20 protein-coding genes are annotated in these 21,948 nt (G+C 72.4%); 12 read left to right on the top strand and 8 right to left on the bottom strand.

The genetic code is table 11. The annotated features are described in order from the left end of the window. The first annotated feature begins 210 nt into the window (after window positions 1-210). The 11 genes from ACYQ8Q_RS36110 (at window position 211) to ACYQ8Q_RS36060 (ending at window position 10,967) form a co-directional block, all read left to right on the top strand. A complete protein-coding gene (locus tag ACYQ8Q_RS36110) occupies window positions 211-2,064 on the top strand; it encodes a M1 family metallopeptidase (protein WP_460070868.1) in 1,854 nt (617 codons plus the stop codon). Between the two features lie 203 nt (window positions 2,065-2,267). Then, a complete protein-coding gene (locus tag ACYQ8Q_RS36105; RefSeq protein WP_460070866.1) occupies window positions 2,268-3,956 on the top strand; it encodes an FAD-dependent oxidoreductase in 1,689 nt (562 codons plus the stop codon). A 197-nt stretch (window positions 3,957-4,153) separates the two neighbouring features. Continuing rightward, a complete protein-coding gene (locus tag ACYQ8Q_RS36100) occupies window positions 4,154-4,738 on the top strand; it encodes a hypothetical protein (RefSeq protein WP_460070865.1) in 585 nt (194 codons plus the stop codon). A 118-nt stretch (window positions 4,739-4,856) separates the two neighbouring features. Next, window positions 4,857-5,573: a class F sortase gene (locus tag ACYQ8Q_RS36095; protein ID WP_460070863.1), complete on the top strand. Its 717-nt coding sequence runs from the start codon at window positions 4,857-4,859 to the stop codon at window positions 5,571-5,573. Between the two features lie 180 nt (window positions 5,574-5,753). Continuing rightward, a complete protein-coding gene (locus ACYQ8Q_RS36090; RefSeq protein ID WP_460070862.1) occupies window positions 5,754-6,851 on the top strand; it encodes a SchA/CurD-like domain-containing protein in 1,098 nt (365 codons plus the stop codon). Window positions 6,852-6,908: 57 nt separating this feature from the next. Next, the gene (locus ACYQ8Q_RS36085) at window positions 6,909-7,310 is read left to right on the top strand and encodes a cupin domain-containing protein (RefSeq protein ID WP_460070861.1); all 402 of its coding nucleotides are present in this window, start codon (window positions 6,909-6,911) and stop codon (window positions 7,308-7,310) included. Continuing rightward, the gene (locus ACYQ8Q_RS36080) at window positions 7,307-8,572 is read left to right on the top strand and encodes a beta-ketoacyl-[acyl-carrier-protein] synthase family protein (protein ID WP_460070860.1); all 1,266 of its coding nucleotides are present in this window, start codon (window positions 7,307-7,309) and stop codon (window positions 8,570-8,572) included. The genes ACYQ8Q_RS36085 and ACYQ8Q_RS36080 overlap by 4 nt, the downstream gene beginning before the upstream one ends. Then, window positions 8,572-9,822 carry a ketosynthase chain-length factor gene (locus tag ACYQ8Q_RS36075; RefSeq protein WP_460073625.1) on the top strand — a complete coding sequence of 417 codons (1,251 nt, stop codon included), beginning with the start codon at window positions 8,572-8,574 and terminating at the stop codon, window positions 9,820-9,822. The genes ACYQ8Q_RS36080 and ACYQ8Q_RS36075 overlap by 1 nt, the downstream gene beginning before the upstream one ends. Before the next feature lie 48 nt (window positions 9,823-9,870). Beyond that, window positions 9,871-10,128: an acyl carrier protein gene (locus tag ACYQ8Q_RS36070; protein WP_460070859.1), complete on the top strand. Its 258-nt coding sequence runs from the start codon at window positions 9,871-9,873 to the stop codon at window positions 10,126-10,128. A 4-nt stretch (window positions 10,129-10,132) separates the two neighbouring features. After that, window positions 10,133-10,612 carry an SRPBCC family protein gene (locus tag ACYQ8Q_RS36065; protein WP_460070858.1) on the top strand — a complete coding sequence of 160 codons (480 nt, stop codon included), beginning with the start codon at window positions 10,133-10,135 and terminating at the stop codon, window positions 10,610-10,612. Between the two features lie 22 nt (window positions 10,613-10,634). After that, a complete protein-coding gene (locus ACYQ8Q_RS36060; RefSeq protein ID WP_460070857.1) occupies window positions 10,635-10,967 on the top strand; it encodes a TcmI family type II polyketide cyclase in 333 nt (110 codons plus the stop codon). A gap of 82 nt (window positions 10,968-11,049) precedes the next feature. Here the strand turns inward: ACYQ8Q_RS36060 and ACYQ8Q_RS36055 are convergent, their stop codons facing one another. From ACYQ8Q_RS36055 to ACYQ8Q_RS36025, 7 genes are all read right to left on the bottom strand, one after another. Further along, complete coding sequence (locus ACYQ8Q_RS36055) at window positions 11,050-12,078, bottom strand: methyltransferase (RefSeq protein ID WP_460070856.1); 1,029 nt, start codon at window positions 12,076-12,078, stop codon at window positions 11,050-11,052. A gap of 48 nt (window positions 12,079-12,126) precedes the next feature. Beyond that, entirely contained in the window at window positions 12,127-13,203 is a 1,077-nt protein-coding gene (locus ACYQ8Q_RS36050) for a right-handed parallel beta-helix repeat-containing protein (protein ID WP_460070855.1), read from the bottom strand. 64 nt (window positions 13,204-13,267) lie between these two features. Then, the gene (locus ACYQ8Q_RS36045; protein ID WP_460070854.1) at window positions 13,268-13,777 is read right to left on the bottom strand and encodes an O-acetyl-ADP-ribose deacetylase; all 510 of its coding nucleotides are present in this window, start codon (window positions 13,775-13,777) and stop codon (window positions 13,268-13,270) included. 66 nt (window positions 13,778-13,843) lie between these two features. Beyond that, a complete protein-coding gene (locus ACYQ8Q_RS36040; RefSeq protein ID WP_460073624.1) occupies window positions 13,844-15,256 on the bottom strand; it encodes a phytoene desaturase family protein in 1,413 nt (470 codons plus the stop codon). 130 nt (window positions 15,257-15,386) lie between these two features. Beyond that, complete coding sequence (locus ACYQ8Q_RS36035; protein WP_460070853.1) at window positions 15,387-16,253, bottom strand: inositol monophosphatase family protein; 867 nt, start codon at window positions 16,251-16,253, stop codon at window positions 15,387-15,389. A 99-nt stretch (window positions 16,254-16,352) separates the two neighbouring features. Next, a complete protein-coding gene (locus ACYQ8Q_RS36030) occupies window positions 16,353-18,170 on the bottom strand; it encodes a gamma-glutamyltransferase family protein (RefSeq protein ID WP_460070852.1) in 1,818 nt (605 codons plus the stop codon). A gap of 29 nt (window positions 18,171-18,199) precedes the next feature. Further along, entirely contained in the window at window positions 18,200-19,465 is a 1,266-nt protein-coding gene (locus ACYQ8Q_RS36025) for a YhgE/Pip domain-containing protein (RefSeq protein WP_460070851.1), read from the bottom strand. Between the two features lie 215 nt (window positions 19,466-19,680). On the opposite strand from ACYQ8Q_RS36025, the gene ACYQ8Q_RS36020 reads away from it, so the two are divergent. Continuing rightward, window positions 19,681-20,355 carry a hypothetical protein gene (locus tag ACYQ8Q_RS36020; RefSeq protein WP_460070850.1) on the top strand — a complete coding sequence of 225 codons (675 nt, stop codon included), beginning with the start codon at window positions 19,681-19,683 and terminating at the stop codon, window positions 20,353-20,355. Window positions 20,356-20,414: 59 nt separating this feature from the next. Here the strand turns inward: ACYQ8Q_RS36020 and ACYQ8Q_RS36015 are convergent, their stop codons facing one another. Then, entirely contained in the window at window positions 20,415-21,944 is a 1,530-nt protein-coding gene (locus tag ACYQ8Q_RS36015; protein WP_460070849.1) for an NCS1 family nucleobase:cation symporter-1, read from the bottom strand. Between the last annotated feature and the right edge of the window lie 4 nt (window positions 21,945-21,948).

Raw genomic sequence — 21,948 nt, 5'->3', positions numbered from 1 at the left:
CGGGGGTTAAGCGTGCCGCACAGCGGGGGCGGGCGGGGTGTGAGCGGGGTCTTCCGCGGTGTGAGATACGTCAGCCGCGCGTCGGCCGCGCATACGTCTGTGAGATTCCTTTGCCTTGCCGTTGTGGCATGGACCCGTCAATTCTGTCAGGCTTCCCCCACCCGTCGCACACCGCCGCTCACCCTCCGCACACCCCACAAGGAGCCACGTGTGAGACCCGTACCCCGCAAGGCCCTCGCCGCGAGCGCGCTCGCCCTCGCCGCGACGGCCGCCCTCGTCCTGCCCGCCGTCCCGGCGGGCGCCGCCCCCGCGGCGGCGGCCGCGGCCTGCACCCCCTCCCAGGCCGTCGCCAACGGCGGCTTCGAGAGCGGTGCCACCTCCTGGACCCAGTCCTCGACCACCGTCGTCACCAACCGCACCGGCCAGAGCGCGCACGGCGGCGGGTACTACGCATGGCTGGACGGCACCGGCGGCACGCACACCGACACGCTCTCGCAGACCGTCACCGTCCCCTCCGACTGCGCGAAGGCCACCCTCACCTTCTGGCTGCACATCGACACGGCCGAGACGACGTCCTCCACCGCCTACGACAAGCTCACCGCCAAGATCGGCTCGACCACCCTCGCGACGTACTCGAACCTCGACAAGAACACCGGGTACGTCCAGAAGTCGTTCGACGTGTCCGCGTTCGCGGGCCAGACCGTCGCTCTGTCCTTCACCGGCACCGAGGACTCCAGCCTCCAGTCGAGCTTCGTCCTCGACGACATCGCCCTGGACACCTCCGCCGCGACCACTCCGCCCGCCGACGCGACCCGGACGCCCGCCGCACCGGCGTACACCGTCAGCCTCACCAGCAACACCGCCGGCACGGTGTGGACCGGGCACGAGACGGCCACCTTCACCAACGCCTCCGCCACCGCGCTGAGCGAGGTGTACCTGCGGCTGTGGGACAACTACCACGGCACCTGCTCCGCACCGCCGATCACCGTCACCAACGTCACCGGCGGCACGGCCGGCGCCCTCGCGGTCTCCTGCACCGCCCTGCCGATCACCCTGGCCACCCCGCTCGCCCAGGGCCAGAGCGCCACCATCGGCTTCGACCTGGGCATCTCGGTGCCCAGCGGCGCGGACCGGTTCGGCTACGACGGCTCCTTCAGCTTCATCGGCAACGCGCTGCCCGTGCTCGCCGTCAAGGACGGCACGGGCTGGCACCTGGACCCGTACACCAACAACGGCGAGTCCTTCTACTCCCTGGCCGCCGACTTCAAGGTGACCCTCGACCACCCGACCACCCTGCTGGTCCCGGCCACCGGCACCTCCGTCGACGCGGCCGGCTCCAGCGGACGTACCGTCACCACGGCCACCGCCACCCAGGTCCGTGACTTCGCCTGGGCGGCCGGGCCCTTCAGCAAGATCTCCGGCACCTCCACCGCGGGGACGCCGATCAACGTCTACTCGGTCTCCGGCATCAGCTCCAGCAGCGCCCAGTCGATGCTCAGCACCGCGAAGACCGCGGTCGACGCCCACGCGGCACGCTTCGGGGCGTACCCGTACGGCGAGCTGGACGCCGTCATCGACAACAACTTCTGGTTCGGCGGCATGGAGTACCCCGGATTCGTCCTCGACCTGGTCAGCACCACCGCGCTCACCCATGAGATCGGCCACCAGTGGTGGTACGGCATCGTCGGCGACGACGAGTACAACAGCCCCTGGCTGGACGAGTCGTTCACCGACTACGCCACCGACCTGGCCCTGGGCAGCACCGGCACGAACTGCTGGAACAGCGTGTCGTGGGCGTCGTCCGAGGAGAAGATCACCAACTCGATGGCCTACTGGGACGCCCACTCCTCCCGGTACGGCACGGTCGTCTACACCTACGGCAAGTGCGCCCTGCACGACCTGCGGCGGCTCATCGGGGACACGGCGATGGCCAACCTGCTGAAGAGCTACGCCACTTCACACTGGTACGGCGTGTCGACCACGGCCGAGTTCAAGGCGGCCGCGCAGGCCGCCACGACCACGGACCTCACCTCCTTCTGGAGCACGCACCGCATCGAGGGCTGAGCGGGCGGCGGTTCGTCACGGGTGGCGCCGGTGCGGCGTCACCCGTTCGCCCGTGAGGGCGTCAGCACGGTGAATCGGGTGGGTCAAGCGGGTGAAGCGGCCGCGGCCCGAGGCGGTGTCCGCCGTGCGGGGCAATGCATGAACCCGCGGACCCATTCCGGTGGAGCCGGCGGACATGATGCCTGGAGGCGAGTGATGAAGGAATGACGAACGAGATGGCCGGCGGAGCCGGCGAGAGGGTCCACAGGGTCCCGGTCCTCATCGTCGGCGGTTCCCTGGTGGGCCTGTCGACGTCCCTGTTCCTGGGCCGGCTGGGGGTGCGGCACACCCTGGTGGAGCGCCACGCCGGCACCTCCGTCCATCCGCGCGGCCGCGGCAACAACGTCCGCACGATGGAGCTGTTCCGGGTCGCCGGAGCCGAACCCGGGATCCACGAGGCCGCGGCGACGCTGGCCGAGAACCACGGCATCCTGCAGACGCCCACCCTGGTCGGCGACGCGGGCGAGTGGCTGTTCAAGGACATCGACCCGGGCGGCGGCCTGGCCCGGTTCAGTCCGAGCGGCTGGTGCCTGTGCAGCCAGAACGACCTGGAGCCGGTGCTGCTGGACCAGGCCGCGGCGCTCGGCGGCGATCTGCGCTTCCACACCGAGCTGATGTCCTTCGAAGCCGACGACCAGGGCGTCACCGCGCTGGTCAAGAGCCGGGACACCGGCGAGCACACCACGATCCGCGCGGACTACCTGGTCGCCGCCGACGGCCCGCGCAGCCCCGTGCGGGAGGCGCTCGGCATCGGGCAGAGCGGCCCCGGCGACCTGTTCCACAACATCAGCATGACGTTCCGCTCCCGCCGCCTCGCCGAGGTGGTGGGCGAGCGCCGCTTCATCGTCTGCTACCTGACCGAGCCGGACGCCGACGGTGCGCTGCTGCCCGTGGACAACCGCGAGAACTGGGTCTTCCACGCCCCCTGGCACCCCGAACACGGCGAGACGATGGAGGAGTTCACCGACGAACGCTGCATCGCGCACATCCGCCGGGCGGTCGGGGTCCCCGACCTGGACGTGGAGATCACCGGCAAGGCGCCCTGGCACGCCGCCCAGCGGGTGACCCGGGCCTACCGTTCGGGGCGGGTCTTCCTGGCCGGCGACTCGGCGCACGAGATGTCCCCCACCGGCGCGTTCGGCTCCAACACCGGGATCCAGGACGCCCACAACCTCGCCTGGAAGCTGGCGGCGGTGCTCGGCGGCTGGGCGGGCGACGGGCTCCTCGACACCTACGACGCGGAGCGCCGGCCGGTCGCGGAGGCCACCAGCGCCCGCGCCGCCGCCCGCTCGGCGGAGCACAGCCACCCCGGCTTCGCGCCGCCGCCCGGCGCCGGCGGCGGCGGACCGCAGCGCGGCATCCTCAACGTGGCCCTCGGCTACCGCTATCCGCGGGGCGCCGTCGCCGGCGCCGACCCGTCGACCCCCGTCGTCCCGGACGGGCTCTCCCTGACCGGGGAGCCCGGCAGCAGGGCGCCCCATCTGTGGGTACGGCGCGCGGGCGAGCGGATCTCCACGCTCGACCTGTACGAGCGCACCCTGGTGCTGCTCAGCGACGCCGACGACGAGGACGCGGGCGGTGAGCCGGGCGCCTGGCAGGAGGCCGCCGCCCGCCTCGCCGACCGGGACGCGATCCCGCTGGCCCCGTACCGGGTGGGCGCCGCGCGCGACGCCGACCTGACCCCGCTGGAGGGCCCCGCGGGCACCGACTGGCGCGCCGCGCACGGGGTCGGGCCCGGGGGCGCCGTCCTGGTCCGGCCGGACGGATTCGTCGCCTGGCGCTCCCCCGGTCCGGTCCCGGACCCCCAGTCGACGCTGCGTCAGGTACTGGACACCGTCCTGTCCTTGCCCTGACCCGCACGACCCGCACGACCTCGGCCGGCAGCCCCGCGCTGCCGGCCGACTCGTTTGGCGGGGCCCGTTCACCCGCGTGACCGCCCCGAGTGGTGGGGCGCGACACCGTGACTGACGGTGGATCACGTCAGGGCCGGTTCATCCCAGCTGACGAAGCACCAGCTGCCCGGCCATGACGGAAGGAAGGATCCCCGCACATGCGTTCAGCTCGCATCATCCTGGCCAGCGCGGCGGCCTCGGCCGTCCTCGCCCTCACCGCGCCCGGCGCCTACGCGGCCGACGGCGACTGGGAGAAGGGCGACTCGTCCTACAGCAAGAAGGACGAGTCGTCGACCAAGGAGGACTCCGGCTACACCAAGGACGACTCCGACTGGAGCAAGGAGGACTCCGGCAAGGAGGACTCCGGCAAGGAGCACGGCAAGCCCCACGGCGGCATGCACACCGGCGGCGGCGCCCTGACCTTCGTGACCGACGGCCACGAGAAGGGCGCCAAGGAGTGGAGCAAGGAGGACGGCTCCAAGGAGGAGTCCTGGAGCAAGGACGACTCGTCGAAGGAGGACTCCTGGACCAAGGACGACTCCGCCAAGGACGACTCGTCCTGGAGCAAGGAGGACAGTGAGGACTCCTGGAGCGGCAAGGACAAGCCCCACGGCGGTGTGCACACCGGCGGTGGCGCCCTGGCCGCTCCGGCCGTGACCGCGGGCGGCCTGGCCGTCCTCGCGGTCGCCGGGGCCGGTCTGTACGGCGTGCGCCGCAAGAAGTCGGCCCACGGCCTGGCCTGACCATGCCGGACGCGATAGAGCCGCGGCCGCCACCGGTGCATCGTGTGGCGGCCGCCCGGCCGGTTCCCGGCCCCGCCCGTCCGCCCCCGCAGACCTGCCCTGTCCGAGGTGTTACCCGATGGCAGTCCCCCCTCCCTCCCCCGCCGCCGCCGACGAGCCGGGCGGCCAGGAGTCGCGCTCCACGCTGACCGTGCTGTGCGCCGTGGCGCTGCTGATCCTGGCGGTGAGCCTGATCGGCGGCAACGACGGGTCGTCCGCCGGCTCCCCCTCTCTCCCGCCGCAGGCCCGGCAGGCGCCCCAGGGCCCCGGGACCGCGCTCTCCCCGGCGCCGCCGCGTTCCTCCGCCCCCGGCGCGGGCGCCGACCGGCCCGTGGGCCGGCATCTGCCCCGCTCCCGGCCGGTCCGGCTGCGCATCCCCCGGATCTCGGTCGACGCCCCCTTCACCGACCTCTCCCTGAACGACAAGGGACAGCTCGAGGCGCCGCCCCCGAACGACACCAACCTCGTCGGCTGGCACGCCGCCGGCCCCTCCCCGGGCGAGACGGGCACCGCGATCATCGCCGGTCACGTCGACACCAAGACCTCCGCCGCCGTGTTCGCCGGGTTGCAGTACCTGAAGAAGGGCGATGTCTTCGACGTCGTGCGGGCCGACCGCAGCGTCGCGCACTTCGAGGTCGACGACACCGAGACGTTCGCCAAGGACGACTTCCCCAGCGAGCGGGTCTACGCCGACTCACCGCGGGCCGAGGCCCGGCTGATCACCTGCGCCGGCAACTACGACCACTCGGCCAAGGACTACAAGGACAACCTGGTCGTCTTCGCCCACCTCCGATGAACCGTCACCCGGGCCGTCACCCCCAGGGGTGAGCGGTCACCCGCGTAGTCCCCACCGAATCGCGCGCCCGCGGGGAGCGGCCCACGATCGAGTCACGCCCACCGCGCGGACGGTGACCTCACCCCGCGGCACCGCGGGCGAAGTCCACCGCCCTCTTCCCGCGAAGGAGATGTGCCCCGCATGACCACCACGTCCGCTCCCGCCTCCGCCCCGCTCACCCGCCGCGTGTCGCAGCGGGTCTCCCAGTCCGTGTTCGACGGCTCCCGGCTGCGGGTCGTCCTGCTCGTGGACGTCCACGACGGCGCCCAGCAGCAGTTCCTGGAGGCCTACGAGCAACTCTGCAACCAGGTCGCCTCCGTCCCCGGCCATGTCAGCGACCAGCTCTGCCAGTCGATCGAGAACCCCTCCCAGTGGCTGATCACCAGCGAATGGGAGAGCGCCCCGCCGTTCCTCACCTGGGTGAACAGCGAGGAGCACGTGGAGATGGTCAAGCCGCTGCACAGCTGCGTCCGAGACACCCGCAGCCTGCGCTTCCACGTCGTACGGGAGACCGGCGGCCCGGCGTCGGCCACCGCGCGCAGCCTGCAGACCGCGCCCCGGATGGGCGACGGCGTGATCCGGCACGCGCTCACCTTCACCGTGAAGCCCGGCAGCGAGGAGGCCGTGGCGAAGATCCTCGCCGACTACGCCTCGCCCGAGCCGAAGGTCGACGAGACCACCCGGCTGTGCCGCACCTCGCTGTTCATGCACGGCAACCGGGTGGTGCGGGCCGTCGAGGTGCGCGGCGACCTGATGGCCGCGCTGCGGCACGTCGCCCGGCAGCCCGAGGTGCGGGCCGTCGAGGAGGCCATCAACCCCCATCTGGAGCAGGACCGGGACCTCGACGACCCGGACTCCGCGCGGGTCTTCTTCACCCGGGCGGCACTGCCCGCCGTCCACCACGTGGCGGCGGACCAGGAGAACCCGAAGGCCGAACGGCACGCCCTGTACTACCCCGCGAAGGCCGGCCACGGCCTGGAGCTGGCCCGGCTGCTGGCCGAGCAGGACGAGGCGGCGGCGGACGACCCGAAGTGCCCGGTGCTGAGCAGCACGATCTTCCAGCGCGACGACGTCGTGGTGCGCCTGGTGGACGTGCGGCACGGTGTCCGCGCCGACGACCCGGCGCTGTCCCCGAAGGCGGCCGAGCTGAAGCGGCTGCTGGACGGCCGCGCCGCCAAGGGTGCCGCCGGGCCCACCCGGATGACCCTCGTCACCGACCGCCGCTCCCCCGGCGCCTGACCCGTCCCGCCCCGCCCCTCGGCAGAGCACAGCACAGCACACGATCGGAGCAACGTCGTGATCAATTCCCGTCCCAGAGTCGTGGATCTCAGCGAGGTCGAGCCCAACACCCGGCGCGGCGGCGACCTGCGCGCCATGCTCACCCCGGCCACGGTCGGCTCCACCAGCGGTTTCATGGGCGTGGCCCTCATCCAGCCCGGTGACCGCATCGGCGAGCACTACCACCCGTACTCCGAGGAGTTCGTGTACGTCCTGTGCGGACAGCTGGAGGTCGACCTGGACGGCGAGCCGGTCCCGCTCCAGCCGGAGCAGGGCTTGCTGATCCCCATGCACATGAAGCACCGCTTCCGCAATGTCGGCAGGGTGGAGGCGCGGCTCGTCTTCCACCTGGGGCCGCTGGCCCCGAGCCCGCCGCTCGGTCACGTCGACACCGAGGAGACCGCCGAGGTCGTCTCATGAGCAGGCGGGTGGCGGTCACCGGCATAGGCGTGGTCGCACCCGGCGGCATCGGCGCACCGGCGTTCTGGGACCTGCTCTCGCACGGGCGGACCGCGACCCGGGGCATCACCTTCTTCGATCCGGCCGGCCTGAGGTCGCGGATCGCCGCCGAGTGCGACTTCGACCCGGCGGCCTCGGGGCTGGCCGCCGAGGAGGTCGCCCGAAGCGACCGGTACATACAGTTCGCGCTGGTCGCCGGGGAGGAGGCGGTGCGGGACTCGGGCCTCGACCTGGCCCGCGAGAACCCGTGGCGGGTCGGGGTGTCGCTGGGCACCGCGGTCGGCGGCACCACCCGGCTGGAGCACGACTACGTCCTGGTCAGCCATCACGGGCAGCGCTGGGACGTCGACCAGAGGCGCGCGGAGCCCGAGCTGCACCGCGCGTTCACGCCCGCCACGCTCGCGGCCACGGTCGCCGAGCGGTTCGAGGCGCGCGGCCCGGTGCAGACGGTCTCCACCGGCTGCACCTCGGGGCTGGACGCCGTCGGGTACGCCTTCCACACGATCGAGGAGGGCCGGGCCGACGTCTGCATAGCCGGCGCGTCGGACTCGCCGATCTCCCCGATCACGATGGCCTGCTTCGACGCGATCAAGGCGACGTCGCCGAACAACGACGACCCCGCCCATGCCTCCCGCCCCTTCGACGCCGACCGCAACGGCTTCGTGATGGGCGAGGGCGGCGCCGTCCTCGTCCTGGAGGAGCTGGAGCACGCCAAGGCCCGTGGCGCGCGCGTGTACTGCGAGCTGGGCGGCTACGCCACCTTCGGCAACGCGTACCACATGACCGGCCTGACCAAGGAGGGCCTGGAGATGGCCCGGGCGATCGACTTCGCCCTCGACCACGCCCGGCTCGACCCCACGGCCATCGACTACGTCAACGCGCACGGGTCGGGCACCCTGCAGAACGACCGTCATGAGACGGCCGCCGTGAAGCGGGCCCTCGGGCAGCACGCGTACGCCACCCCGATGAGCTCCATCAAGTCCATGGTGGGTCACTCGCTCGGCGCGATCGGCGCGATCGAGGTCGTCGCCTGTGTCCTGGCCATGGCCCACCAGGTGGTACCGCCCACCGCGAACTACGAGACCCCCGACCCCGAGTGCGACCTCGACTACGTGCCGCGGGTCGCGCGCGAACGGACGCTGAACAGCGTGCTCTCCGTGGGCAGCGGGTTCGGCGGGTTCCAGTCCGCGGTGGTCCTGACCCGGCCGAGGGAGAGGACATGATGAGCGCACCGCAGCCACGGCGCGCCGCCGTCACCGGAATCGGTGTCGTCGCGCCGAACGGATCCAGCACCCAGGCCTTCTGGAAGGCCACGCAGGAAGGCATCAGCGTCCTGGACCGGGTCACCCGCGAGGGGTGCGAGCACCTGCCGCTGCGGGTGGCCGGCGAGGTCCGGGACTTCGACGCGGCGGCCGCCGTCGAGGAGCGCTTCCTCGTCCAGACGGACCGGTTCACGCACTTCGCGATGGCCGCCGCCGATCTCGCGCTGGACGACGCCCGGCTCGGCCAGGCCGACACCGCCGAGGCCCCCTACTCGGTGGGCGTGGTCACCGCGGCCGGCAGCGGCGGCGGCGAGTTCGGGCAGCGCGAGCTCCAGCAGCTGTGGGGCAAGGGCAGCCGGTTCGTCGGGCCGTACCAGTCGATCGCCTGGTTCTACGCGGCGAGCACCGGCCAGATCTCGATCCGCCGCGGCTTCAAGGGCCCCTGCTCGGTCCTCGCCGCGGACGAGGCGGGCGGCCTGGACGCCCTCGCGCACGCGGCGCGGGCGGTGCGGCGCGGCACGGACGTGCTGGTGACCGGCTCGACCGAGGCCCCGCTCGCCCCGTACTCGATGGTCTGCCAGCTCGGTTACGACGCGCTGAGCACGGTGGCGGAGCCGGAGCGCGCCTACCGTCCGTTCACCGACGCGGCGTGCGGGTTCGTGCCCGCCGAGGGCGGCGCCATGTTCGTCGTGGAGGCACAGGCCTCGGCGCTGGAGCGGGGGGCCCGGGTGCGGGCCACCCTGGACGGGCACGCGGCGACGTTCACCGGCGCCGGCCGCTGGGCGGAGTCCCGGGAGGGTCTCGCCCAGGCCGTCCGGGTCGCCCTGGACGAGGCGGGCTGTGCGCCGGAGGAGATCGACGTGGTCTTCGCCGACGCCCTCGGGGTGCCGGAGGCGGACCGGGCGGAGGCGCTCGCGATCGCCGACGCGCTCGGCGCGCACGGCCGCAGGGTGCCGGTGACGGCGCCGAAGACCGGGATCGGCCGGGCCTTCGGCGGGGCGCCGGTGCTGGACACGGCGGCCGCGGTGCTGGCGATGGAGCACGGTCTGATCCCGCCCACCCCCCATGTCTTCGACATCTGCCATGACCTGGATCTGGTGACCGAACGCGCGCGTCCCGCCGAGATGCGGACGGCGCTGGTCCTCAGCCGGGGCCTCATGGGGTCGAACTCGGCGCTGGTGCTGCGGCACGGCGCCGCCCACGCCTCGTAGCGAGGCGGGGCACGCACAGCAGGGACCAGCACGAAGGAGAGGTATCGCATGAGTGACCGCATCACCCTGGACGATCTCGCCGGTCTGATGAAGAAGGCCGCCGGGATCACCGTGCCGCCGGAGCAGCTGAAGGAGCACGCGGACGGCGAGTTCGCCGAGCTCGGCATCGACTCGCTGGGCATGCTCGGCATCGTGGGCGAGCTGGAGAACCGCTTCGGTACGGCCCTGGACCTGGACCTGGAGGCCTGCCGGACACCCCGGGAGTTCCTCGACCGGGTCAACAGCGCGCTGCCGGCGGGGGCGTGACGCCATGACCGGACACACGCAGAACGAGATCACCATCGGCGCTCCGCTCGACCTGGTCTGGGACATGACCAACGATCTGGAGAACTGGCCGCGGCTGTTCAGCGAGTACGCGTCCGTGGAGGTCCTCTCCCGCGAGGGACGGAAGACCACGTTCCGGCTGACCATGCACCCGGACGACAACGGCAAGGTCTGGAGCTGGGTCTCCGAGCGCGAGCCGAACCGCGAGACGCTCACCGTCCGGGCCCGCCGGGTGGAGACGGGTCCGTTCGCCCACATGGACATCCACTGGCGGTACGAGGAGGTGCCGGCCGGGGTGCGGATGATCTGGACGCAGGACTTCGCGATGAAGCCGGACGCGCCGGTCGACGACGAGTGGATGACCGACAACATCAACCGGAACTCCAAGGTCCAGCTGGCCCTGATCCGGGACCGCATCGAGAAGGCCGCCGCGGAGCGCGGAACCACTCCGGGCCTGACCGACTGAACCGGACGGAGGACACTCCCCCATGCACCAAGCCCTGATCGTCGCCCGTATGGCCCCCGGTTCGGCCCCCGGCATCGCCAAGGTGTTCGAGGAGTCCGACCGGGGAGAGCTGCCGCATCTCGTCGGGGTCGTCCGGCGCAGCCTCTTCCAGTTCGGCGATGTGTACCTGCATCTGATCGAGTCGGAGCGCGACCCCGGTCCGGCCATCGCCAAGGTCACGAACCACCCCGAGTTCCGGGACGTCAGCGAGCGGCTGACGGCGTACGTCAGCGCGTACGACCCCGAGACCTGGCGTTCCCCGAAGGACGCCATGGCGCAGCGCTTCTACCTCTGGGAGCGCGACCCGGCCGGCTGAGTCCGCGCCGGTGTCACCGGTCGCCGGGTCCGCATCGTCGCGGACCCGGCGACCGGTGGTTCGGGGGTGTACGGCCCCTCGGTCAGCCGGGGACGTGGCAGTCGAAGGCGTGCAGATAGGGGTTGACGGGCCGGATGTCGTCGATGACCAGGCCCGCCTCGGTGAGCCGGCTCACCATGGACTCGGTGGTGTGCTTGGCCCCGCCGACGTTGAGGAGCAGCAGCAGGTCCATGGCGGTGCTGAACCGCATGGAGGGGGTGTCGTCGACGAGGTTCTCGATGACGACGACCCGGGTGCCGGGGCCGCCCGCCGCGATGACGTTGGCGAGGGTCCTGGCGGTGGACTCGTCGTCCCACTCCAGGATGTTCTTGATGACGTAGACGTCGGCCTGGACGGGGACGGCCTTGCGGACGTCGCCGGGGACGATCCGGGCGCGGCCCGCGAGGTCGCCGCCCTCGCGCAGCCGGGGCACGGCGTTGTCGACCACGCGGGGCAGGTCGAGCAGGGTGCCCCGCATCGCCGGGTACTTGTCGAGCAGGCTGGCCACCACATGGCCCTGGCCGCCGCCGATGTCCGCGACCGAGGCGGCGCCTGACAGGTCGAGCAGGGCGGCGACCTCCCGGGCGGACTGCTCGCTGGAGGTGGTCATGGCCCGGTTGAAGACCTCGGCCGACTCGGGGGCGTCCTCGTTGAGGTAGGTGAAGAACTCCTTGCCGTAGAGGTCCTCCACGACGTTGTGGCCGGTGCGCACCGCCTCGTCCAGTTTGGGCCAGGCGTCCCAGGTCCAGGGTTCGGTGCACCACAGGGCGATGTTGCGCAGGCTGTGCGGGTCGTCCTCGCGCAGCAGCCGGGACATGTCGGTGTGGGTGAACATACCGTCGGGGCGCTCGGCGAAGACTCCGTAGCAGGACAGGGCGCGCAGCAGCCGGCGCAGCGGCTTGGGCTCGGTCTTCACCGCGGCCGCGAGGTCCTCCACGGTCATGGGGGCCTCGCCGAGGGCGTCGGCGACGCCGAGCCGGGCCGAGGCACGCAGGGCGGCGGCACATGCCGCCCCGAACACGAGCTCCCGCAGCCGCATGGGTGGGGGCGGGGCGCTTTGAGCGGTCGTCATGTGCCGCCTTTCTTCTCGAAGGAACCTGTCAGGGGGACGGGTGTCCGGTCAGCACAGACCCGCGGGCCTGGAGGCCTTGCAGGAGTTGCGCTCGAAGGTGTTGCCCTTGCCCTCGGTGTCGGTGACGACGAGGTCGGCCGGGGAGTTGCCGGACAGGGTGTTGTCGCTGATCCGGTTCCGGTCGCTGGTGGTGCCCACGAAGCTCTTGAGCAGGACGATGCCGCCGGAGAGCGAGGAGTTGCCGGCGTTGTCGCGGATCACGTTGTGGGTGATCACGCTGTCCTCGGCGCCGGTGAGGACGATGCCGGTGCCCTGGAGGGCGTCGAGCCGGGCGGTCTTCGGGCAGGACTTGTTGTTGGCGACGATGCGGTTGTCGCGGACGGTGACGCGGCCGGCCTTGGGCTTGTTCTCGTCTCCGACGACGAAGACGGCCGCGCAGTTGCCGGTCATCTCGTTGCGGGCGACGGTGAGGTCGCGCAGCCGGCGGACGGTGACGCCGATGCGGTTGCCCTCCAGCTTGTTGCCCAGGACCCGGGTGCCCCGGGTTTCCGTGGCACCCTGCTCCTCCTTGACGGTGTTGGCGAGGAACAGTCCGGCGTCGCCGTTGTCGCGGGCGGTGTTGCCGCGCAGCAGCGTGCGCTCGGAGGCCTCGGTGGCGATGCCCCAGACGCCGTTCTTCTCGGCCGTGACGTTGCGTACGGTCAGCTTGTCGGTGGCGGTGGCGTAGACGCCGTTCCTGGTGAACCCGGTGACGGTCAGTCCGGCGACGGTGACGTCCTTGACCTTGTGGGCCTTGGTGCCGGTCACGCAGATGCCGTTGCCGTCGGCGGCGCAGGTGCCGACGGCCTTCTTCTTGACCGGGGCCGGTCGCAGCACGGCGCGGGGGCCGCCGGCCAGCGTCACCCCGTCGGTGGCGACGGTGACGCTCTCGCGGTAGGTCCCGGCGGTCACGTACACGGTGTCACCGGGGGCGGCGGCGTCCACCGCCTTCTGGATGGATTGTCCCTGCCGGACCACATGGGTCACGTGGTGGGGGTGGTGCCCGGCGGCCGCCGGGGCGGCACCGAGCCCCGTCCCGACGATCGCGGCGGTGCACGCCAGGTACAGCACATGGCATTTGGTCATATTTCACAAGATATGTCCGGATGCTGCGGAAGCCGTGGCATGGGCCGTCCGGCGGCGTGTCCTCTCAGCCGGCCTGCCGCGCGAACGCCGCGTACGCCCGCTCGTCGAACAGGACGAACCTGATCTCCTCGACCCGGGTCGGTGTGGTGCGTACCGTCTCCACCGCGATGCGGGCGGCGTCGTCCAGCGGCCAGCCGTAGATACCGGCCGAGACGGCGGGGAAGGCGACGGTGCGGGCGCCCAGTTCGTCCGCGACGCGCAGGGACTCGCGGTAGCAGGAGGCCAGCAGCTCGGAGCGGTCCTCGCTCGCGCTGTACACGGGGCCCACGGTGTGGATGACCCAGCGGGCGTCCAGGTCACCGGCCGTGGTGGCGACCGCCCGGCCGGTGGGCAGGCCCCTGCCGTAGTGGGAGGCGCGCAGGCGGCGGCAGTCGGCGAGGATCTCCGGGCCGCCCCGGCGGTGGATGGCGCCGTCGACACCGCCGCCGCCGAGCAGCGAGGAGTTGGCCGCGTTGACGACGGCGTCCACGGACTGGCCGGTGATGTCGCCCTGCACGAGCGTGATGGTGGTCATGGCTCTGTATACCCACCGGCCGCCCCGGTGGGCCCGCGCATTTCGCGGGGGCTCTGCGCGGGTGTGTCAGGACTGGGCGCGCAGCCTCCGCCACACGGCCTTCGCCGCGTTGTGACCCGACATGCCGTGGACCCCGGGGCCCGGCGGGGTGGACGAGGAGCAGAGGAACACGGCCGGGTGCGGGGTGGCGTACGGGCGCAGGGAGAGCTTGGGCCGCAGCAGGAGCTGGAGGCCGGTGGCCGCGCCGGCGGCGATGTCGCCGCCGACGTAGTTGGCGTTGCGGACGGCGAGTTCGGCCGGGCCGGCGATCGCGCGGGCGAGGACGCGGTCGCGGAATCCCGGGGCGAAACGCTCCAGTTGGCGTTCGACGGCGTCGGTGAGGTCGCCGGTCCAGCCGTTGGGCACATGCCCGTAGGCCCAGAACACCTGCTTGCCCGCCGGGGCGCGGGTGGGGTCGACGACTCCGGGCTGGACCGTGATCAGGAAGGGGCGCTCGGGTGCCCGGCCCTCCTGGGAGGCGGCACGCAGGGCGGTGCGGATCTCGGTGCTGTCGGCGGCGACCTGGACGGTCCCGGCCACCCGTGCCTCGGGCGCGGTCCAGGGGACCGGTCCGTCGAGCGCGTAGTCGATCTTGAAGGCGGCGGCGCCGTAGCGGAAGCGCGCGTAGTGGCTGCCGAAGCCGGCGATACGGGCGAGGGCGGTGGGGGTGGTGTCGAAGACGTAGGCGCGGGCCGGGGGCAGGTCGTCGAGGCGCTTGACCTCGTAGTCGGTGTGGACGCTGCCGCCGAGGTCCTTCAGGTAGGCGGCGAGCGCGTCGGAGATCGCCTGGGAGCCGCCGCGGGCCACCGGCCAGCCGCGGGCGTGCGCGGCGAGGGCGAAGACCAGGCCGACGGCGCCGGTGGCGAGGCCGCCGAGGGGGGCCATGACATGGGCGACGAGTCCGGCGAAGAGGGTCCTGGCCGGTTCGTCGCGGAACCGGCGCATCAGCCAGGTGGAGGGGGGCAGCCCGGCCAGGCCGAACCGGGCCAGGGTGACGGGGTCGCGCGGGAGCGCGGTGAGCGGCAGCGACATGAAGTCGCGCACGAGGGTGTCCCAGTGGGGCAGGAACGGCTCCACCAGCCGGCGGTAGGTGCCGGCGTCGCGCGGGCCGAAGGAGGCGGCGGTCTCGGCGACCGAGCGGGACAGCACGGCGGCGGTGCCGTCGGGGAACGGGTGCGCCATGGGCAGTTCGGCGTGCAGCCACTGAAGGCCGTACCGCTGGAGCGGCAGGGCGCGGAACGCCGGTGAGTTGATGCCGAGGGGGTGGGCGGCCGCGCAGGGGTCGTGCCGGAAGCCCGGAAGGGTGAGTTCCTCGGTGCGGCATCCCCCGCCCACGGTGTCGCGCGCCTCGAACAGGGCGACGGAGAAGCCGCGGCGGGCCAGCTCCACTGCGGCGGTGAGCCCGTTGGGCCCCGCCCCCACCACGACCGCATCGAGCATCGACGGCACTTCGACCCCTTCGTCAGCGGGCGGCCCCCGCAGCCCGGCGGCCTCCGGGATCAGGATATGCCGGGGGTACGACACCCCGCCGAAGGGCACCCGCCCCAGGGCGTCGGCCCGCTGTGGAACGTCAGCCCGCCGTGGACTGGCCGCTCGCCAGCAGGTCCGCCACGCGGCGGGCCGTGGCCGCGTCGCGGGCGGCGGTGAAGGGCAGGGAGTTGCCGCCGGTGATGCGGAACGGCTCGCCGGTGAGGGTCAGATGGGCGCCGCCCGCCTCCTCGACCAGCAGCAGTCCGGCCGCGTGGTCCCAGGCGGCCTCCCAGGAGAAGGCGGTCGCGTCCAACTCGCCCCGGGCCATGGCGAGATACTCCAGGCCGGCCGATCCGCAGGGGCGGGGGGCCACGCCCTCCGTGCGCAGGGCGAGCAGGGCGCGCTTCTGCTCGTCGGTGGTGTAGTCCGGGTGCGAGGTGGCCACCACCAGGTCGCGGCCGGGCGCGGGCGGTCCGGCGAACAGCCGCTCCCCGTCGAGGAGGGCGCCGCCGCCGCGCACCGCGGTGGCGAGCTGGTCACGGGCCGGGGCGTAGGTCCAGGAGGCGAGCAGGACACCGCGGTGGGCGAGGGCGACCAGGGTGCAGAAGCCCTCCTCGCCGCGGACGAACTGACGGGTGCCGTCGACCGGGTCGACGATCCAGACCGGTGCGTCGTGCCGTATCGCCTCGTACGTCGTGGGGTCGGCGTGGACCGCCTCCTCGCCGACGACGACCGAGCCGGGCAGCAGGGCGCCGAGGGCCCCGGTGAGGAACAGTTCGGCGCCCCGGTCGGCGTCGGTCACCAGGTCGTGGGGACCGCTCTTCTGGTCGACCTCGTGCTCGGCGAGCTGCCGGAAGCGGGGCATGATCTCGGCCTCGGCGGCCTTGCGGACCGCTTCCTCCACATCGGCCGAGTGACGGGCGAGAAACTCGTCGAAGCCGTCGAGGGGTTCCTTCTCTTCGATCATGTCCCCCATGAGAGCACGCCCCACTGACATTCCCCACCCCGCCGGTGCACTCCGGGCGGAATCGGGATGAAGAACCGGTGCCGCCCCCAGGGGCACCGGTCAGCGGCCCACCGCGTACCCCTGCATCCCGCGCGGGTTCGCCGCCGCCGACAGGATCCCCGTCCCGGGGTCGCGGGCGACGGCGCACAGCCGGCCCTCGGACCAGGGCGCGCCGACGGTCACGTCGTGGCCGCGCCGCCGCAGCCCCTCCACCACCTCGGCCGGCGTCCGCGACTCGACGGTGACGCTGCCCGGCCGCATGCCGCGCGGATAGAAGGAGGAGGGGAAGGAATCGGTGTGCCAGTTCGGGGCGTCGATCGCGCCCTGGAGGTCGAGGCCGCCGCGCACGCGCGCGTGGTGGGCGACCGCGAGGAAGAAGTGCAGCTGCCACTGGTCCTGCTGATCGCCGCCGGGGGTGCCGAAGGCCAGCACCGGCACCCCGTCGCGCAGGGCGAGGGAGGGGGTGAGGGTGGTGCGGGGGCGGCGGCCGGGGGTGAGGGAGTTGGGCAGCCCCTCCTCCAGCCAGGTCATCTGCAGCCGCGTGCCGAGCGGGAAGCCCAGCTCCGGGACGACCGGGTTGGACTGGAGCCAGCCGCCGCTGGGCGTGGCCGCGACCATGGCGCCCCAGCGGTCGACGACGTCGAGGTGGCAGGTGTCGCCCCGGGTGAGGCCGTCCCCGGTGACCCGCGGCCCGGTGCCCCTCGGCGTGGCGACGGTCGGTTCGCCGGCCCCCATCGGGCTGAACCCCGGCTCGTCGGAGAGCACCGTGTGCGCCTGCGCGCCGAGCCGGGGCGGGCGTCCGCCGGGGCTGCCCGGGCGCAGCTCGTACGACGCCTTGTCGCCGACGAGCGCGCGGCGCCCCGCGTTGTAGCCGGCCGAGAGCAGGTCGGTCAGCGGGACCTCGGCCGCGTCGCCGTACCAGGCCTCGCGGTCGGCCATGGCGAGCTTGCAGCCCTCGACGAGCAGATGGACGTACTCCGCGGAGCCGTACGCGGGCAGTTCGGGCGGGAGCAGGGCGAGCTGCTGGAGGAAGGCCGGGCCCTGGCTCCAGGGGCCGGCCTTGCACAGGGTCCAGCCGTTCCAGTCGTACGTCGCCGGTGTCTCGTAGGCCGCGGACCAGCCGGCGAGGTCGGCGGCGGCGAGGGTGCCGGTGTGGTGCACGCCGCTGGTGTCCAGGGTGGGCCGGGCGGACTGGCGCAGGAGCGCCTCGGCGACGAAGCCGGTGCGCCACACCTCCCGCGCGGCCTCGATGCGCGCCTCCCGGTCCCCGGCCCCGGCGGTCTCGGCGAGGAGCCGCCGCCAGGTGGCGGCGAGGGCGGGGTTGCGGAAGAGCGCGCCGGGCCGGGGCGCCCGGCCGCCGGGCAGGTACACCTCCGCCGACGAGGTCCACTCCGTCTCGAACAGCTCCCGTACCGTCTCGACGGTCGCGCCGAGGTTCTCCACGGGCGCGTGCCCGTGCTCGGCGTACCCGACGGCGTACTTCAGGACGTCGGCGAGGTCCTTGGTGCCGTGGTCGCGCAGCAGGACCATCCAGGCGTCGAACGCGCCGGGCACGGCGGCGGCCAGCGGGCCGGTGCCGGGGACGAGGTCCAGGCCGAGGCCCCGGTAGTGGGCGACCGTGGCGCCCGCCGGTGCGACGCCCTGCCCGCACAGCACGCGGACCTCGCCGCCGGCCGGGGCGAGCAGGACGGGGACCTCGCCGGCGGGGCCGTTGAGGTGCGGTTCGACGACGTGCAGGACGAACGCCCCGGCGACGGCGGCGTCACAGGCGTTGCCGCCGTCCTCCAGGACGGCCATCGCGGACTGGGAGGCCAGCCAGTGCGTGGAGGACACCATGCCGAAGGTGCCCTGGAGGGTGGGCCGCGTGGTGAAGCTCATCCCGGAAGGCTATCCGGCCGGGGTGGGGATCACGCGGGCTGCGGGGTGAGGCGCTTGTGGCCCTTGCGGTCGTAGTAGCGGGTCATGGTGAAGCCGAAGAGGAGGGCGAGGGCGGTGCCGATCGCGATCATGATCCAGGAGCGGGTCAGTCCGGCGTCGCCCCGCGCGTCGAAGAAGAGGATGGCGCGGACGCCGTCGCTGAGCTGCCGCATGGGCTCGAAGTTCGCCAGGAAGCGGTAGAAGTCGGGCACGGCCTGGAGGGGGACGGTGGCGCCGGAGGACGGCAGGCCGAGGACGATGAAGACGAACAGGGACACCAGCTGGCCGATGCCGCCGAAGGCCGCGTTGATGGCCTGGACGCCGAGGCCGACCGCGAGGGTCGCGCAGTAGGAGTAGATCCACAGCAGCGGCAGGTGCGAGGCGTCCATGTCCAGGATCGCGACGCAGGCGAGCATCACCAGCGAGACGCTGACGAGGGTGATGCCGGCGGTCATCGCCATCTTCAGCAGCAGGGTCTGGGTGCGGTCGATCGGCACGGTGGGGCGGCGGGTGTGCCAGGGGCCGATCTCGTTGTCGGCGTACCCGAGGGCGGTGTCCACGCCGTTGCTGATGACGTTGCCGCCCATGAAGCCGGCGAGGACGAGCAGCAGGGTGTAGTAGAAGGCGGTCAGACCGAGACCGCTGTGGGTGCCGATGGGGTGCCCGACCTGGGTGACGACGTTCACGGGGTCGGCGAGCAGCAGCGCGGTCGTGGAGTCGGCGGCGGGGGCGGCGGCGGTGAGCTGCTTGCCGATGGTGAGGGAGACCTGGTGGGCCGCCGTGGTGGTGATCTGGCTCGCCAGGGAGGAGCCCAGGCTGCCCTTGCCGGGGTTGGTGAGGGTGGTGATCGTCGGCCGCACGGTGGCGTGGGTGGTGGTGAGCGCGGTGAGGGAGTCGGTGAAGTCCGCGGGGATGACGAGCGCGCCGTACACCTTCCCGGAGTCCAGTTCGTCCTGCGCCTCGGCGCGGGTCAGGAGGCGCCAGTCGACCGAGCCGCCGGCGGTGTCGGCGGCGATGGCGGCGGCGACCTGGGTGCCCAGGTTCTGCCGCTGCCCGGCGGGGGGCTTGCCGGTGTCGCTGTTGACGAGGGCGACGGGCAGGTCGTGCAGGTCGCCCTTGGGGTTGACGATGCCGCCCATGTAGAGGAGGGACAGCAGCAGGGCGAGCAGTCCGGTCAGGACCGTGGGCAGCAGCCACAGCTTGGGGCGGCCCAGCAGGGTGCGGGCGCGGGCCTCGGGGGCGGCGGATTCGGGCATGGCTCTCCGTAGATGACTGGTCGTGGTGCCAATTTATCCCCGTACACCCGAAAAATCCGACGATATGTCAGGAGGGGCGCGCCTGCTCGTGCCCCTTCGTCACCGCGCAGGCACGCTGCGAGTTTTCGCTTCCGCCCCACAGGGAGTCGTGTGACACTGGCGTCCTTGTCCGCACTGCGGACTGCTGTCCGCACCGTCCCCCACGAAAGTGCGCCGTGCGTTCTCTCCCACTGCCGCTCGCCCTCACCGCCCGTCTGACCCCGGTGGTCGTGCTGGCCTGCGCGGGCTGGGCGATGACGTCCGGTTCGGACGCCGACGCCCAGGACACCGCGGCCAAGGACACCCAGCAGACCCAGTCCGAGAAGAAGACCGCCGACGGCGACTCGTCCGAGGCCGCCGCGTCCAAGACGTACGACGCCGCGCTCGCGCCCTGCACGAGCGTGGCCACCAAGACGATCACCTCGCTGGTGCCGGGCGCCAAGACGGCCGGCAAGGAGATCCCCTCCACGGACACCAAGCTGCGCCGCACCTGCTCCTGGAACGCGCTCAAGGGGTTCGACTACCGCTGGCTCGACATCTCCTTCGAGATCACGGACTCGGACGCCGAGGCGCAGTCCTCGTACACGGACCGGCTGAAGGAGAAGAGCGGCGGCGGCGATGTGCCGGGCCTCGGCGACGCCGGGTACTCGGTGGTGAACCTGACCACGGAGGACAAGCAGCAGACCCGGGAGGGCACCGTCATCGCCCGCGTCTCCAACGCGCTGGTCGTCGTCACCTACAACGGCAGCGACTTCGAGTCGAAGAAGGCCCCCAGCACGGACGTGATCAACACGGGGGCGATCAAGGCGGCGAAGGAGGCCGTGGCCGCTCTGCAGAAGAGCGCCGGCTGAGCACGCGGAACGGCCGGAGGAGTCCAGGACTCCTCCGGCCGTTCCGCTGTGTCCGTGCGTCAGCCACCGATGTGCTTGCGCCGTCCGGTCAGCAGCATCAGGGCCAGGTACACCACCGTCGAGGTGCCGAGGCCGACCGCCCAGCCGTAGTCGGCGAGGGGCTCCAGGGCCGGGATGGGCCTGCCGTCGATGATCGGCTTGAAGCTGGCGCCGCCGATCGCGAGGACGCCGCCCGTCAGGAAGGCCGCGACGGCCCGCCAGTTCCAGCCGCTCTCGTACCAGTAGCGGCCGCCCGCCCGGTACAGGTCGGTCAGGTCCAGTCTGCCGCGGCGCAGGATCCAGTAGTCGGCGATGAGGATGCCGGCGACCGTGCCGAGCAGACCGCCGACCAGACCGAGCCAGGTGAAGATGTAGCCCTGCGGGTCGGAGTACAGCTTCCAGGGGAAGATCAGCACCCCGATGACACAGGTGGCGAGGGCTCCGGTGCGGAAGCTGATCCGGCGCGGCGCCACGTTGGAGAAGTCGAACGCGGGCGAGACCAGGTTGGCCGCGATGTTCACCGACAGGGTCGCCACCAGCACGGTCACCAGCGCGAACAGCAGCCCGAAGACGTTGTCGGTCTTGGCGGCCAGCTGGACCGGGTCCCAGATCGTCTCGCCGTAGACGGCCTGCGAGCCGGAGGTGACCAGCACCGACAGCAGCGCGAACAGCGTCATCGTCGTGGGCAGGCCCAGCGCCTGGCCCCAGGTCTGCGCCTTCTGCGACTTCCCGTACCGGGTGAAGTCCGGGATGTTCAGCGACAGCGTGGACCAGAAGCCGATCATGCCCATGAGGGAGGGCCAGAACAGCTTCCAGAAGTCGCCGCCCCAGCCGAGCTTGGAGGGCTGGTCGAGCAGCGGGCCGAAGCCGCCCGCCTTGTTGCTCATCCAGATCAGCATCACCAGCGCGCCGACGATGACGAAGGGCGCCGCCCAGTTCTCGAAGCGGCGGATGGTCTCCATACCCCGGTAGATGATGGCCACCTGGATCGCCCAGAAGATCGCGAACGACAGCCACATGGTCCAGGGGTGGCCGCCGATCTGCCCGGCGTCGCTCCAGCCGTTGCCGATCAGCTTTCCGGCGAGGAAGTAGATCGCCTCACCGCCGATCCAGGTCTGGATGCCGAACCAGCCGCAGGCCACCAACGCCCTGACGACGGCGGGGAGGTTGGCGCCGCGGATGCCGAAGGAGGCGCGGGCGAAGACCGGGAAGGGGATGCCGTACTTCGGTCCGGCGTGCCCGGTGAGGAGCATCGGGACCAGCACGATCACGTTGGCCAGGGCGATGGTGAACACCGCCTGCTTCCAGTCCATGCCGACGGCGATCAGACCGGAGGCGAGCGTCCACGACGCCGTGTTGTGGGCCATGCCGACCCACAGCGCCGAGAAGTTGTACGTGGTCCAGGTGCGCTTCTCGACGGGAACCGGCAGGAGGTCCTCGTTGGCGTAGGGGCCGCTGGGCGGCGGGGCGCCCGGGGCGAACTCCACGCGCCCGTCGGGGAGGGTGACTTGGTCGGACACGGGTATGGCCGTGGGAGCGGTGTCGGTCATGGGC

The organism is Streptomyces sp. YKOK-I1, assembly GCF_054660435.1.
The sequence above is the reverse complement of the archived record's forward strand: the minus strand, read 5'-3'. Positions and strand labels throughout refer to the sequence as shown.

Coding starts and splice junctions, on each gene's coding strand:
- ACYQ8Q_RS36105 (WP_460070866.1), top strand. CDS start 2,268: ATGACGAACGAGATGGCCGGCGGAGCCGGCGAGAGGGTCCACAGGGTC.
- ACYQ8Q_RS36100 (WP_460070865.1), top strand. CDS start 4,154: ATGCGTTCAGCTCGCATCATCCTGGCCAGCGCGGCGGCCTCGGCCGTC.
- ACYQ8Q_RS36095 (WP_460070863.1), top strand. CDS start 4,857: ATGGCAGTCCCCCCTCCCTCCCCCGCCGCCGCCGACGAGCCGGGCGGC.
- ACYQ8Q_RS36090 (WP_460070862.1), top strand. CDS start 5,754: ATGACCACCACGTCCGCTCCCGCCTCCGCCCCGCTCACCCGCCGCGTG.
- ACYQ8Q_RS36080 (WP_460070860.1), top strand. CDS start 7,307: ATGAGCAGGCGGGTGGCGGTCACCGGCATAGGCGTGGTCGCACCCGGC.
- ACYQ8Q_RS36075 (WP_460073625.1), top strand. CDS start 8,572: ATGAGCGCACCGCAGCCACGGCGCGCCGCCGTCACCGGAATCGGTGTC.
- ACYQ8Q_RS36070 (WP_460070859.1), top strand. CDS start 9,871: ATGAGTGACCGCATCACCCTGGACGATCTCGCCGGTCTGATGAAGAAG.
- ACYQ8Q_RS36065 (WP_460070858.1), top strand. CDS start 10,133: ATGACCGGACACACGCAGAACGAGATCACCATCGGCGCTCCGCTCGAC.
- ACYQ8Q_RS36060 (WP_460070857.1), top strand. CDS start 10,635: ATGCACCAAGCCCTGATCGTCGCCCGTATGGCCCCCGGTTCGGCCCCC.
- ACYQ8Q_RS36055 (WP_460070856.1), bottom strand. CDS start 12,078: ATGACGACCGCTCAAAGCGCCCCGCCCCCACCCATGCGGCTGCGGGAG.
- ACYQ8Q_RS36050 (WP_460070855.1), bottom strand. CDS start 13,203: ATGACCAAATGCCATGTGCTGTACCTGGCGTGCACCGCCGCGATCGTC.
- ACYQ8Q_RS36045 (WP_460070854.1), bottom strand. CDS start 13,777: ATGACCACCATCACGCTCGTGCAGGGCGACATCACCGGCCAGTCCGTG.
- ACYQ8Q_RS36040 (WP_460073624.1), bottom strand. CDS start 15,256: ATGCTCGATGCGGTCGTGGTGGGGGCGGGGCCCAACGGGCTCACCGCC.
- ACYQ8Q_RS36035 (WP_460070853.1), bottom strand. CDS start 16,253: ATGATCGAAGAGAAGGAACCCCTCGACGGCTTCGACGAGTTTCTCGCC.
- ACYQ8Q_RS36030 (WP_460070852.1), bottom strand. CDS start 18,170: ATGAGCTTCACCACGCGGCCCACCCTCCAGGGCACCTTCGGCATGGTG.
- ACYQ8Q_RS36025 (WP_460070851.1), bottom strand. CDS start 19,465: ATGCCCGAATCCGCCGCCCCCGAGGCCCGCGCCCGCACCCTGCTGGGC.
- ACYQ8Q_RS36015 (WP_460070849.1), bottom strand. CDS start 21,944: ATGACCGACACCGCTCCCACGGCCATACCCGTGTCCGACCAAGTCACC.